Here is a 15,575-nt window from a genome sequence, read left to right as displayed (position 1 = left end):
CATGACTCAATACAAGAAGCACACTATAACAGAGCACTTTACAAAACACCTCAAGCTTATAGTTCTATTGGTTTGTTTCAGCATTTATGTCGCATTTGAATTATCGCTAAACTTGCTTTTAATCGACTTATATTCACAACCGCTGTCAAGCATCATGGGTGATAAGCGAATAGCTGCTGAACGACTCGAGTTATTTGGCAGAGTGTTATCGGGGTTTGGTCTCGCACTTGCTATAGTTAGCTTTGTTAAACCGACAAAATTTAACATACTCGGTGGTGCAGCTAATGCCACTGACACACAAATAAATGAACAAGGTAAGTGGTTAGTGAGACCATTAGCCTTCTTGCTGATTTGGCTTTTGATAATCCCATTTTTACGTTTAAGTGTCGATGCAGTTGTTGACACTACAAGTAACAAAAGAAAGTTAGCCGCGGTCAGAGCTATTGTTTACAAAGAAGCTTACCTTGCCCAAGCAGTTCAGATCCAAGGTTTTCCAGAGTTTGACGAAATTGCCCAGGACGAAGCTAGGCGAGATTTATTTATTGCGCTTATTCCATCACTTGCCTACTTCTCGACAGGATTTAATTCTTTAATTGAATCTAACCTAGAAAATATGGCCAATCATTATCTTTTAAACCGTCAAGAAGAGGTTTTCTTAAATGATGGTGTCACAAGAATTCGACAGTTTGATCGCTTATTTCAAGAAGAGTACAGTCTTTATAAGCGCGCTAATGAAGCCTATTACAAGCTCTACAATCAAGAAAAAGACTTTTCAAAAATTGAACTGCAAATTAATACTTTGCTTACCAATGCTAACGAAGCAGTAAATTCACATTGGCGGCTTTATGTTGAAGGTCTAAAAAGTGTTAAAGACTACAACAAACAATACGCAGAGAACGAAACTATACGAGATACATTGCGTAAATACCGAAAAAAATGGGATAGCTCGCGTTGTAATTCAAAATGTATGGATGAACAAAAACAGTTGTTTGCAAACTATTTAAATGGGCTTGAGTTTGAAAATGGTAAAGCCTTCGGAATATATTTGAGTATTGATGACGTTAATTTAACCAAAATTATGAAGTCTACTCCTTCACTTGAAATCATGTTTGAAAAAGGCCGAAAGCACTTTGTCCATATGGCGTTTGAAATTGAAGATGAAGTCACTTACGAACAATTTTTTGCATCAGATAAAGCGAGGCAATTAGTTGTACGATCCATCCAAAAAGCGGGTATGGCGATTGAAAATGATTGGCGTTTAAACGACATATCGAGTATTCGTAACATTATTATTGAAGGTTATCGCGGGCAAGCTAAAAAAAGCTGGCAAAACTATATACCCAATTCTCGTTTTGCATTAGAAAAACCAGGTCTTGATAGAGTCGCCTTTGCTAAACTACCGATTGTACAAACTTATGCGCAAAGGATTTTAGGGGAAGATTTTTATCTCCCTTCATTTACAGCGGGAATTTCAGAAAGCCGTTATCAACAACTATGGCTAGATAGCCAAGATAATATTTCGTTTATAAAAATGGCAACTTCGACTGCCGCTGCTGCTGCGTTTTCGCCGGGTGGTTCAATGTTTGAATTGGGAAAAAATGCCGTTACATTGGCGGTGATCCCGCCAGTGAGTATTGCCGCAAGTTTGTTAGCTATTGTCCTGCTGTTTATTAAGATATGTGTTTATTACTGGCGTAAGCATAAAGCTTATTTAGCAGTTGTTTTTGTTGCAGGTACAAGTTTGTTAATAATGCCAATTGCGGTGTCGATGACTAGCGATAACTCTTATCAAAATATGATGACACGTTTCGCCAAAGAATTCAGCTCAATAAATACCTTCGACAAAGCTTTTACTATTGGGTTTGCTTACGTATTAGATGCTGAAAGCGGCATCTACTCGCAATATCGAGATCTTGAGTTTGTAAAAGGTGTAAGGAAACTGATCGAAAAGCCTTCTCGCTTAAATTACCGCACAGAAAGCGTAATCGACGTAGACAAAATTAGCATATCTGTAGATGAATCATATCAGCTAAGTGCACTTCGAAAATTTGATAACGCTTTGCATGATACCTTTGATTTTGTGCCAGAACTAATGGGGAAAGGAAAAATAATTAAACCCTACGATGCTAACATCACCATATTAAGCCAAGATATGAACGTAGGCATGTATATGGGATTGCGATTAGCTGATGGTCAAGTCAGCTCGGTAAGTATTCCAAACTTCTCAGAAAATTCTAATATTGGTTTGTTGCTAGAGCAGCGCATATTTTTTGACCCTGATTGGAGTAAGCTCACTATGCAATATATCCGTAACCTTAATGATCCAGGATATTGGTTAGAGTTGGCCAGCGGTAATATCGCCAAAACCTCTTTGTTGTCGCAGTTTGAAAAACGGATGCGTACTTACCTTAATAACAACACAGCTGCACTAAACTTCATTCAAAATTTAGTGGCTAAAGGCCACGGCAATATCCTGTTGCTAGAACTTGAACGCTCAGATAGATATCGCTGTTTTGTGATGGGTACTATGAATAGTGATTTTATCAGCGATTCAATCAATGGCGTATATAACAATTATAAAGAATTACCTAACTGCGAGGTGAAGTTACAATGAATAAATTAACAATAAAGCTGCTTGATTTTATGGGTGAAAATATAGTGTTGATCATCATGATGGCCGCTATTTTCTTTTCACTTCAATATTTTCATTCTCAAGAAAGTCAGCAATTAGTTGATCTTGTGAAACAAGCTGAAATAATCAAATTTAAACTCGCTTTGTTAATGGAGAAAGGCGCATGACAGAACAAGAAAAACCAAGACTTATTACTTTCAAGTTTGATATTACAACTTTTTTAGCCCTGTGTTCTGCGCTTTATCTAGCGTATTCATCTCATCAAGCTAATCTGAAAAATACAGAGAAACTTAGCGCACTGTTGGTTAAATATGAGCAGACTCTAGACAACGCTATTAAAAGCGATAAAGCTACATTACAGAGCTATCAAGAAAATGTAAGAAAAGCGATGAGCTCTTTGTCTCCAAAAGAACGCGAGTTTATGGATACTTTGTTAAGTTTAGATAACGGTACTGACTAGAGAAGAGTTAACAACGATCGTTTCTGGGCGTTCATACTTTTTCCCTCATTATGCCCGCGAAGTGAATGGCTAAAATTTGTAAACGAACGTGTGTTATGAAAACTTAGCAGTATCGCCTAAACCCTTGCTCAATTCGGGCGGTGAAGTGGCTGGGATCATTGGTCAGGAAAGTCTCGAGGTAACACCGATACAAAAACTGTAAATTTAAACAGCTGAGATTCTACAGATAGTCCCCATTAAAAATGGGGGGTTACCGTATTAGTGTAATTTTTATAGACAATGACATGTTAAATATAACTAGAAAAACGCTTGTTAGTAGCGGATTTCTAGTTAGTTACTGTAAAAATAGATAATGAAAGCATTTTAACGAGGTAAGTAAACTAATGATTACTTACCGGCTAGTAACGTTGAAATTTGATGTCCCATTAATGACTCCTCGTCAATTAGCTTTTCAGCAACTAATTCTAGTAATGAATAGTGCTCAATAAGTAACTCTTCAACATCTTTTTCTGCGGTTTCAATCCACCTTTTTACTGCATGTTGCGCGTTAGCAAGTAAGTCACTCTCTTCAAAGCGTGTAAGAAGACTGATATTTACTGGCCCTACAGAGGGCTCGATCCCCCCTTGATAAACTGCATGCATAGCTAATTGTGTCGCTTTTTCAATATCATTACTCGCACCAGTGCTTATCTCATCTACAGAGCCTGTACACAGCTTTTCTGCAACTCGGCCAGCAAGTAGCATTTGTAGCTTACGCATGATAGTAATTTTTGAGTAGCTTTCGTATTCATCTGGTTGCCGTGTAGCTACAAACCCAAGCGCTTGATTGCGTGGCTCTATAGTGATGAAATCAATATGTTGTTTCGGAAATAAAATATGGTGTGCCAGTAAGTGACCTGCTTCGTGATAGGCCGTTTTACGTTTCTCTTCTCCGCTTAAAAACAAATGCTCGGAAGGAGAGCCATACCTTACTCTTATCATCGTTTTTTCAATGACTTCCTTAGTAAGCTCTACATTGTTGGATACTGTAAATTGAATAGCTTCTTTTAATACCTGTTGAATTTCAGCTGGGGACATACCTTGTGAAAGAGCAACTAGGTTAAGCAGCTCAGCTTCAGTCCAGTTCAAGTTATGATCTAAAGCGTACTTAGTAAAAAATAACTTCCGTGCTTCTTTATTGGGCAAATCACAATATATTGTTTCGTCAAACCGCCCTGGGCGTGTAATTGCGCTATCAAGTTTTTCAGGATGATTTGTTGCAGCTAGCACAAAAATTTGGCATTTATCATCAAAGCCATCCATTTCAGTTAATAGTGCGTTTACTGTTTGGTTTGCATCCTGAGCCGCCCCAGAGGTACCTGCGGTTCTTGCCGCTGCAATGGCATCTATTTCATCTATGAAAACAATAGCGGGTGCATACTTTCTAGCCGTCGCAAATAACTTCTTAATATTTTGTGTTGTTCCACCATGGTGCGAAGCTGAAAGTTCCGCCGCTGATACACTGAAAAAAGGCAAATCACATTCACCGGCAACGGCCCTTGCGAGAAGCGTTTTTCCAGTACCCGGAGGACCTGCGAATAAGTAGCCTGCTGGGACGGGAATGCCGAAGTTACTTAACTTTGATGGATATTTTAGCCAACCGATGACATCATTAAGCCGTTTTTTAGCGCGATCAAGACCAATTACATCAGATAGTTTATTCGTTGGGGCTGATTGAGAGAAAAAATCACTGTCTCGAAGATCATTTGAATAAATTAGCTGATGAGTATGTAAATTATTAAAAGTAACCTCAATATCTTTAGAAGATGATTCAACAGAAATATTGTATTTAAGCATTAGATTCTGATTGCGCATCCGACTTAGTGAATTTTCAGTATCAATATAAAAATCAATTCGTTTAAACATGCTTGTCAGTTCTTGCGTGAGAGTCATCGAATCTAAACAAAAATGCTCTCGGATCTCTTCGTGGTTAGCGTTATACCTTGAATGTGATTCACTCATTAATTGATAAGAAAATAAAATAAGCTGAGGATTTTTGTTATATAGCTCATCAATTAAATCTGCAAATTTATTTGTTTCTAATGAATCTACATCTATTAAAATACTCTGAGGACCTAACTTTTTAAGGAGATAGGGGATGTCGTTTGTATCCGTACAAAGAGTAATCCTTTCGTTATGTAGTGAGTTATTAATGGCATCATAAACGCGTTTATCATCGTCTAAAACTAAAAATACATTAGAGCTCTTGTTTTCTAACGGATTACATACATTAACATTGATTAAAATATTACTCTGTTCTTCATCTAAATACGAAATTGATTTTTGTAAAATATTAGCTTGTAATTGAGGTAATGAATGTTCTATTTGTCGCATTGTAATTTCGGGTGCTAAACTTTTAAGAAAAAACTCAGGGAAGCACTCAGGCCATTTAAAGGTTATGCCATCAATACCAAGTGTGTCGTGCTCTAGTATCTTTTCAGCAGCTTTAATGAAATGGTTTACTTTCATGCTTGAAAATAAGGCTGAATAACCCTTGGAAAGGCGGTTTACAAATTCAGGAGCAAGACTTTGTCCTGTTTGCCCATTTTTAGATGTTCGAAGTACATCAAAGACGTTTATTTGATGATGTTGCTTGCTTTTAGTGAATAAATCTTGACCAAGGTTTGTCGTAAATATGATGATCGATTGAGTAAAGTCAATTTTATCTGAACTAGTTGCATCTTCTATATGCCCAGAATCTAGAATAGTTAAAAGCGATTGAATGACATTAGGGTGTGCTTTTTCAATTTCATCAAAAAGTAATACTTGCCTTGGGTTGCTTCTGACTAAATTTGTAAGTAGGCCAAGAGACGCATCCGTATATTGATTCCCAGAACCCATTAATTTCATTGAGTCATTTTTATGAGTAAAATGTTCCATATTATAAACATTGAATGTATAGCCTGTGTGTTCAACATCATTTAGCAACTCAGCAAAGCTATTAGCAGAGTATGTTTTACCTACACCAGAGGGCCCTGCAAATGTATAAATCATTCGAGGACCTTCGTTAAGATGTAAGCACGATGATAGGTAGCCTTGAGCTATTCCTTCCATAGCTTTTCTTTGACCAATGATACGCTTACCTAACTCTTCTTGTATATTTTTTGATGCCTTTAAAGATTTTACAGAGCGGTTTACACTACTGTTTACTGCTTTAAGTTCATTAATGAACTCATCGTCTACTTCTAATAGTGACCTTATTAATATATTTATGTCGAGAAAGGCGCCATCAAAGGCATTGTTTAAACATGATTCAATTGATGGATTGAATTTAAGATTAGATAGGGGACGTTTTGCTTCTCTATACCAGTTTGTAGAATTCCCTTTTGATGAATCAAAGGTGCGTATATCGGCTACTTCATGAATGTTCTGACGAAAAGCATAGACATTTTGAGGGAAAATAATTTGATAATGAAAGCAAGATAATTCTGTAGCTAAGGCTTCAAGCACTACAGGAGTACTTAATATGGCAGAGAAAAAGGTATCAAGAGTGACTTTATCTAATTTTAGTCTTGAATATTCATTACTAGAGACACTTATATCTGAGTTTTTCAAAAGATAACTAGCCGTTGAAACAATCGTTATTTCATCAAATAATTCTTTTATCGATTTTGATAGCGATGAGTAATGTTTTTCTATGCAAAAAGGAGGCGTAGCGGGGGTCTTAACAGCTTCAATTAAACGCGCACTATGTGTTTCTCTATCGTACAACCGGATTGTATCGTAAAGCACTGATACAGGAAGCTCTACTTTATAACTGGAGTAAAAACAAGTATGTATAGCTTGATCAATCGTTACTTCCTCACCATCGGTAATTTCTTCACTATTGAACTTATGAGTATCTATCAACTTCGTAATACATATACTATCATCAGATAATACGGTTGTAAGGCTTTCATAAATTGGAAAATTAATGAGTAGCAATTTGACACAACTAGCATGATGGAAGGTGATGTTTTTAGCTTTTAAACCCGATAATGATTCTTCTTGCCTATAGAGATCAAATGTCACTATTTTATCTTCAATTACAGTGCCTTTTAAACACGAATTCAGCATGATAAGTATAAGAGGTACTAAGCTGTCTGAGCCAGACAAATGGTCGTAAGGTAAGCTTTGGCCACAATAAGTTACCTTTTTACCGTGGAAGAAATCACTAATAAAGTTTTCAAAAGACATAACCACATTCCATTTCAGTTAATTTTAAGTCAATCCAGAGCAAATTCTGGTACTCTACTTATCTTATAACGCAATGAAAAGAATAATGAAACTATTAAATTTTTCTTATGAAATCAGGTTGACTAAAGTATTCTCATTTACCTAAAGAATAAATCTGAAAGCCACATATATTTCAATTGAACAGTGGTGCGCATTTGTTGTTAGTTGGGTGTTGTTCAACGCTTAGTGAATTTCAATTGCCGAGTATATTAGTATATTAGTATATTAGTATATTAGTATATTAGTATTTTCGTACAGCCGTCGAGAATTGCCTCGTTCATGCCTAATGAGCTAAAGCAGGTTTTCTATTCTAGGTTTAGCGCAACTCCAACAAGCCTGTTTAACTAATTGTGATCATATTACTAATATACTGACAGGAAGAGGTCGTTTGAATAAGGGAGTTCAAACGGCCTCTTTGAACAACTAAATAGCGGACTCTGTATTACAGAAATCAGGTTTGTTAACATGACCTAACATTTGGACTATGTTGCCACAAGCCCCTTGTGAGCATGCTTGCACCCCAACAATAGTATCTAAATTGTGATCGTATATTTTTTGAGGCGAATTTACAGTTTCCTTGTAAACCATTTTGTCGCTTTCTAACATATACAATTTATACGTTATGTTATCGGCTATGCCTCCTAACTGCCCCCATTTATATTGAACCGTATTACAGACATTAGTAAATTTATTCATTTGAGTTAACCACTGAATTTGATTTTCAGAATTATAGTCTTCGTAGCGATGAGTTTTAGTGTATGTATTGATCACAGGCAAACTAGGGATCGCTTCCATTAACTTACCCATATCGACAGCGCCACCGCCACAGCCTAATTGTCCACACAGTGAGTTACGACTATACCCTTGGCCATTAGCAATTAACATTTCCTCAACTTGCAGAGGCGTCAAATGGCCATAGGTTAATAATAAATTACTCACCCCAGCTGCAATATTAGGCGTCGCCATTGAAGTACCACTACCTTGAAAATATAACCGTTCACTAAATTCATCGCTTGACAGCATCCATACATTAGTACCTGCAGCCATCACATCTATATGATCCCCAAAGTTTGAAAAAGAAGCTATACTACCATCTACTGTAGTTGCACCAACGGTTATAACATCATTGCAGGCGGCGGGTACAAAAGTTTCAGCATCACTATTGTTATTACCAGCAGCGACCACAACAACTACGCCATTTTCTCTCGCTTTAGAGTAAATCGCTTGAGTATAGTCAGAACACCCAGTCGCTGAATAACCACCTAATGATAAGTTAATAACATCTACTTTTTGTTCAATATCTGGCACACCTGGTACACTCTCGCCTGACATCCACGCAACCGCATCTAAGGGGCCTGAGCTAGAGCCATTACCAAAGCAATCCAGTACGCGCGAATACACCATTTCAACATTATTAGAGTCAACGGCCCCCGCAACACCAAGAGTATTATTACTTTCAGCTGCAATTAAACCTGCTACGCTAAGTCCATGGCCATCATGACAAATAGTGCCATCTGCTAAGAATGCTAGATCGGTAGGATCATCATCTCGAGTCTCTGGTTCTGCGAGCAATGCATTTTCTGAGATCAAAAAATCATAGCCTTCAACAAGTTCTTCTATATCTTCATGAGGGAAGTACCCTGAATCGGCAACACCTATGCGAATTTTTCTACCCAAGTTATTGACGGCTAGCTCACGCATTTTCACATAGTCTTGGCCGTAATGATTAGTTAAAGTACGTGGTTGAAAATAAGTCTGTTGATCAAAATAAGGATCATTATAATTTTGTTTGGATACAGGGGTATCTATCATCACACTTTCAAAGTCGCCCGAGGCCATTAGCTTCAGTACTAATTGCTGAGCATTTCTTGGCGAGGAAGATGTATCTACAGAAATCAAGTCAGCGTCTAATGCCATTGAACGTTGATGTGAGAACTTTAAATTATAATCGGTATTGAGTGATTCTATTTTTGCCATACCATAAGCACGATCAATTGCTTTCGCTACATTATATTTTTGTTTAACACTAGATAAAGGTATATTTGACAGCTGCGCTTCTTTTTTGAGAATGCTTTCAAGCTTTGGATCCAGTAATAATGAATTGTGTATATTCTTGTCTTTAAAAGTAACAATTAAATTAAACTTTTCGTGTCGAACTTCTGGATTTCCTATCTCTACCTCATCAGCTACGATTGACGCCAATGTGGGGGCTGATATCAGAAGCAAGGTAGATAACCTAATACAATTTTTCATTATAATTCCTTTTATTTATGTTCAAACACGGTGGTTGTATCTGCTACTGACTTTTCGATGATTGCATTTAAAAATGAATATTCATCAGAAAATATAAATTTACCATCCACATACTCGCCATATTTTACGTTGCCAGCAAAACGGCTATACAGATTATTTTCTGTATCATATAAATTTAGTATCTCTTCAAATTCAAATGTTGGGAGTAAATTACTAGAGCGCAGCACCAACTCATTAACGAGTGCATGTGCATTTCGGTTATAGAATGTTTCAGCAGATTGTATGTGTGAATCAATTAATGCTTTGTATGACTCAGCTGTTTCTTCATCCCACGTTTCATCTATACCAAGTACAGTATTAGTTTCAAGCGTACTGATTGAGTTCAGTATAATAGTATAACTATCTGAATCTAAAATCTTGGCTGCTTGATTAAAATGAGTAACTTCAGAGTGATTTAATAGATTATTATTTTCTAGCACTTGCGTATAAAACTCGATGAGATATTGATATTCCTTTAGCGCACTAAGCTTATTATTGACTATTTTTACATAGTCCAAATTTTCTTTTTCGTAACTTCCCATTACGTGACTAACCATGAACCTAAAGCCACCAAGATCAGATAAATTGATATCTGTATAAGCTAAAAAGACACCAAATTCGTCACCAATCTGTGCGTCACCTGGATCAACGGTTATTGTGTTATTAATATCATCTATGGTGTAACTAAATATTTCTTCATCGCCGAACCAAAATCGGGTATTTAACAGATCTATCTTTACTTTTTCAGGGTCGTCATCAGTAAAGGTGATTTGAAATGTGGTGGGTGTATTTATAGGTAAAGCACCATAAGCGCTGATTCTGTTATTAATTGATATTAAAGGCTTGCTATTAATTGGATCAGCCAATCTTAAAACAAATGTTTTAATACTGCTTTTGATACCATTCGTTACCTTTAAGCTTAATAAAAAATCAAATTTTTGTGTTTCGTTATAGAGGGTGCGAGTTTTTATAATAAAAGATCCATCTTTTTGGTGAAAGCTTTCAATCATGTCGATCACCGCATCGGGGGAATTTACATCATTACTTTCTAAGCTCTCAATAGACCATGTTAATGATTCATTGGTTGTTGAGCTTAAATGTACTGGTATCACATTTTCTGTATTGGTTTCGATAGCAACAACCCCTTCGCTATTAATTGGCATAGCGAGTTCCATAACGCCTTCTAAAACAGGCACATCTAATATCGATACAGTCAGTGTTTTAGTGAGTGATTGGCCTGTTTCAGCGTTATTGATAGTGACAAGTATGTTAACGTTTTTGTCTTCTATAACCTCAGCACCCGTAATGGTTAGTGTATTATCAATACGTTCTACAGAGGCTATAGCAGGGGTGTCAGATACCACTGTGACGGCGCCATTTTTAGATTCAAATGTAATACTGCCGCTTTCTAACTCATTGATAGTAAGATTAGTTGCGGAAAGCTCAAGTTCTACTTCAGGAATGTTTTTTATTAATACATTCAAAATACCTGACACCTCATCAGTACCGTCTGATGCAACTATTTCGATCGTAATTTGGGTGTCTTCATCAACAGCTTTAGCTGTGAGACTGAGCAGACCGTCGGTTTCACTAATAACCATTAAGCTAGGATGTGAAGAGGTTATAGATAGCGAAATAGGATCATTATCCGCATCACTAACAGTGATTTCTACAGTGCTAGTCTCTAGCTCATTAAGCTCTAATGACGTACTAAAGCTTAAAGTTGGTACGTTATTTTTAGGTGGTTCTATTACCGGAGGTGGGGGGGTTATAGTTTCAGTAGCTTTATCACCGCCGCCTCCGCATGCACTAAGCAGAAGTAAAAATACACTTAATGATATGCCTTTAAATAATTGTTTCATTTCCCTTTTAACCTTTTTATTTAAATATACTGTTTTGAAGTAACGTATCTATCTATTTTTTAATCTAATAAAAGTAGCTTAACCAACACAAAAATAAAAAACGACCTCAATTATCTGACCACTTTTTAAGTGAAATACAGTAAAGGCAACGTGATATTTGGCTTTTTAAATGTGTATTAATGTAAATTAACGCAATGAGTTTTATGCGGTAATTAAAATAGAATAATAAAAGTCATTATATTTTAAAAAAAAACAGACGAACTCAGGTTTAAATTTATGACCTGTTAAGTAAATTAAAGTCTTAATATTAAAATATTGTTGTATTGTTTTTATTAAATACTATGTCTTAATTAAAAATAAATTATTGCTATGTGTGGGATTTTCTTTTAGCGAATGGTACATAGAAGTTAGATGTTTAGATAAAATCATTATAATTCCTTTTAAATTGCGTCCCGACCCTGGGGAAATAAATTACATACTTAACTTAACATTAAATTCATTTAAGTTAAATAATTTTATTGTTATTTCTACGTTATTTATTGCAATTTTCTAGTAACGTATTTAAGTAGCAAAGAGGGGATAAAGGGAACCTGCGTTATGCTGCATGTTGTTCGTATTATCTAGATTATAGTAATTTTTTATTGGGTTGCTTTTACTTACGAAGAAGCCACTCTTAAATAGACTACGCTACATTATTAATATAGCGCTTTTTCTTAAAGGCTTTCAGCTTCTGTGCTGTTTTAGAAAAGTACTTCTTAGGCTTCATTGCGCAATCAGCCCGCGTAACTCTTGATAACATGGACTTCTCAGCTTTCACTCGTCGGCTTTTAACTAAAAAAAGTAAGTATCCAGCAATGTGCCAATTGTAACTTTGCTCTTTCTGAGTCCTACAATTAATAAAGCCACATAAAATATTTTAAATAAAGTTTTTTGCTATCCGCAATGCTGCAGCGGATAGCTCATTAATATTAGCGATGTTCAATTCAGCAATACAAACTGGAGACATTGCATTACACTCACTTCATCACAAAAAAATAGCTTATTAGTTGCTTACTACAAATCTTTCCCGACTGTGATCACACAAAGAACACTTATGCTGGTGTTTATAAACAAAGTGAATTACCCGACGCTTGCTTGATTCATTATATAAGGTAGCTTCGAGTATTTTACTTATGTGAAATTTGAAACCCAATTTAATACTAATACGTCATTTAATATCAAAGTATTATGTATTGATGTGGAATCAATCTGATCTGAACCATCAATAGTGGACACTTCGTTAAGCGACATTTAATAGTTCAAATTTCTCAGGGCTTAAATAGCCCAATGCACCACCATCTAAACTTACTATAGGAGGAGCCTCCTGTTTTTCACTTCCTCCCCCCCCCACATGCCACTAATGTGATAGTGGAAAGGTCTAAGATTAGCACTCTAAATAAATTCGTATACATGTATATTCCTTGTGTATTTTATTGATTATTGCGTTAACAAACATATTGTTTCATTCAATTCAGTTAGTTTTTAGATTGGTCCTATTTGTATGGATAGCAGCTAGATACTTTATATCCAAGAGTGGAAAGGCCGTTTAAATTATTATTTCTCCAGATCACATATCTAGTCATTCAACGGTAAGTGGCTAACTGAACGATTTTTAGAGCCAAAGACCTTGAAATAATTCCTATATATGATTTTCAATTGAATATAAATTAATGTTGTAAACTAGGTGGAAATATACTTCCGTATGAGGTATCTAGCTGCTGCCGGTAGATAAAAAATAGAGGTGTTGAGCTTGGATATAATCATTGCCATTCCTTTTAATTGCTTCCCAATCCTAGGGGTAATGATATCTACCTATTAAAGTAACTTAAGTAAAATATTTAAATTTATACATTTACTTAAGTTACCCAACCGTATTTGCTACGGCGAGTTTTTAATTGCTTTGATACTCAAAATTTAAGCGAGTATCAAAGCATGTATAGTTTATTGAGCAGAAAAATCGTAAAGTAGGCTCTGAATTCGCTGATCATGAATTTGCTCTTATACTGTTATCCCGCTTTAATAGGAGCTATTTAGGTAATAAACGAGTAAGTTATCAAGATAATTTGCAAACTTTATGAGCAGACGGCTTCTTGTTGAACCAGATAAATTAAGTTATTAGGATGTAAATAACTGGGTTTGGTTCCTACCATTATTTTTTGCTATATAAAGCGCTTTATCAGCCTGATTAATCGCTTCATCCACGTCTATATCTTCCGGTTCAACTTCTGAGATCCCAATGCTCATTGTCAAATTAATAAATAAGTTCTTGTTTATGCTTATTTGAGTGCTTTCTAATGTCTGTCTAATTTTCTCCGCTAAAATATAGGCTTTATTTGAACTTGTGTCCGGCATGAGAATAACAAACTCCTCGCCTCCATAGCGGGCTAATAAATCGTGTATACGACAATGTTGTCTAATAATATCCGCGACACACCTCAACGACTTATCGCCAGCGACGTGCCCATAAGTATCATTAACATGCTTAAAATGATCTATATCAATAATAATAGCAGAGATAGGGCTAGGCATTTGCTTTGCTTTGTTTAATAACTCCGTCGCAGCAAGACTAAAATGACGGCGATTAAATAACTGTGTTAAAGGGTCTGTTGATGCTAATAATTGAAGATCCGCTTGTTTTATTTTTAGGTTCTCTAATATTCGAATTCTATAGGCGATAATAAGCGATAGAACGAGGGCTTCTAACATAATACCAATGCCTACACCGTGACTGTTGATATAGTTAAATTCCGCTTTTCCTTTGTAAAAGAAGACAGCCAAAATACTAAAGATGACAAATAACCCATGACCTATTAAAAAGAATAGTGCGATGGGGTGTTTTCGAAATAACATAGAAAAACTAACAGAGAGACTAACAGCCATCATTACAGCAGCGAGTGAACTTGAGTACTTAAGGGCTGTTACAATATCAAATAAACCATAAATAAAGTTTATAGTTAATAAAACTATAATTGATATAAGTGCCCTGTGTTCAATTGGGTATTTACTTTTAGTCTCGAAAATATTGATCATAAACAATATTAAAAATATTGGCATTGCGACTAAAGATAGATGCCATTTCAAAGTAATGGAGCCAAAGATATTGAAGAAATCGGCAAACATCCCATATGAAAGTGCAATCCAAAAACCACCACAAACGAGATAGCATGAATAATAGAAGTGCTCTTTTAAACGCGATGAAATAAAAAGTAAAAAATTATAAATAATAAGTGCAAGTATCATCCCTACAAGCAGCGCGATATCGGTATATTGCCCCAACAAGGCTCTTTTAGACTGGTCTTCATTGTAAAGGTTAAGGCTAAACCATTGGTGAGAGAAGGAAATACTTTTTATATATAATGTTTTTTTATTTTGTAATTCTATATCAAAAACGGCGCTACCACGGTACATCCATTGTAATGTTGCAGGGTCATCCATATCAAGAATGCGTTCACGGACTAATGTGTTATCGATAACTTCATAAAGCTCTACTTTATGATTATGGTATGCATAAGGGTGGTGGAGATAGATTTTTTGTATTTTTTTATCTAAATTTTCTAGTTCTATTTTTGCCCACGTTACTTTAGCGGCTGTGCCGAGTGAAATACGATTGGAAGAAATGCGAAACGTTTGTTTTTGTATTTCATTTAACTGCATTTTTTCTGTTACATCAGTAAAGTAACCCATTTTAAACTGTTCAATAATTACGTCGTTTCCTTGGATTTTTTGCACAGGTATCGAGGTCGTAGCCAGTGCTGTTGAGTGAAATAAACAACAGCATAAAAGGGCGGAGATATACAGAAGAAGGTTAGAGTCGTCGTTATTCATTATATTTAGGCAATATTACTTTTTTTCAATGAAAGAAGTAATTACTTGAGCTCTCCATTTTTATAATTTATGAGGCTACTCGAGCTGATTAACCAACAGTATTCGTGTTGGCGGTTAGGCGAGTAAAACTTTGACCAGTACTTATTTATAGTATGAGAAAGTTCGTTTTGCCTTTATTAATCGATAATTTCTTTCGTTAAAATAAAGGAGT

General features: G+C 35.8%; 7 protein-coding genes. 3 read left to right on the top strand and 4 right to left on the bottom strand.

Annotated elements, in window-relative coordinates:
* Positions 1-154 precede the first annotated feature (154 nt).
* From GQR45_RS04725 to GQR45_RS04715, 3 genes are read left to right on the top strand one after another with little or no spacing between them, the layout of a single operon-like run.
* Complete coding sequence (locus tag GQR45_RS04725; protein WP_240920135.1) at positions 155-2,614, top strand: hypothetical protein; 2,460 nt, start codon at positions 155-157, stop codon at positions 2,612-2,614.
* The gene (locus tag GQR45_RS04720) at positions 2,611-2,799 is read left to right on the top strand and encodes a hypothetical protein (protein WP_165725271.1); all 189 of its coding nucleotides are present in this window, start codon (positions 2,611-2,613) and stop codon (positions 2,797-2,799) included. The genes GQR45_RS04725 and GQR45_RS04720 overlap by 4 nt, the downstream gene beginning before the upstream one ends.
* On the top strand, positions 2,796-3,092 hold the full coding sequence (locus GQR45_RS04715; RefSeq protein ID WP_165725270.1) for a hypothetical protein: 297 nt from the start codon (positions 2,796-2,798) through the stop codon (positions 3,090-3,092). Before GQR45_RS04720 ends, GQR45_RS04715 begins: the two co-directional genes overlap by 4 nt.
* 387 nt (positions 3,093-3,479) lie before the next feature.
* Here the strand turns inward: GQR45_RS04715 and GQR45_RS04710 are convergent, their stop codons facing one another.
* The 4 genes from GQR45_RS04710 to GQR45_RS04695 all read right to left on the bottom strand — a co-directional run bounded on the left by GQR45_RS04710 (position 3,480) and on the right by GQR45_RS04695 (position 15,268).
* Positions 3,480-7,307, bottom strand: a complete 3,828-nt coding sequence (locus tag GQR45_RS04710) for an AAA family ATPase (protein ID WP_165725269.1) — start codon at positions 7,305-7,307, stop codon at positions 3,480-3,482.
* A gap of 462 nt (positions 7,308-7,769) precedes the next feature.
* Positions 7,770-9,548, bottom strand: coding sequence for a S8 family serine peptidase (locus GQR45_RS04705; protein WP_165725268.1), 1,779 nt, complete (start codon positions 9,546-9,548; stop codon positions 7,770-7,772).
* A 62-nt stretch (positions 9,549-9,610) separates the two neighbouring features.
* The gene (locus GQR45_RS04700; RefSeq protein WP_165725267.1) at positions 9,611-11,500 is read right to left on the bottom strand and encodes a hypothetical protein; all 1,890 of its coding nucleotides are present in this window, start codon (positions 11,498-11,500) and stop codon (positions 9,611-9,613) included.
* A 2,154-nt stretch (positions 11,501-13,654) separates the two neighbouring features.
* Complete coding sequence (locus GQR45_RS04695; protein ID WP_346774191.1) at positions 13,655-15,268, bottom strand: diguanylate cyclase; 1,614 nt, start codon at positions 15,266-15,268, stop codon at positions 13,655-13,657.
* Positions 15,269-15,575 lie beyond the last annotated feature (307 nt).

The organism is Pseudoalteromonas sp. SA25, assembly GCF_011378705.1.
Classification (GTDB): domain Bacteria; phylum Pseudomonadota; class Gammaproteobacteria; order Enterobacterales; family Alteromonadaceae; genus Pseudoalteromonas; species Pseudoalteromonas arctica.
The sequence above is the reverse complement of the archived record's forward strand: the minus strand, read 5'-3'. Positions and strand labels throughout refer to the sequence as shown.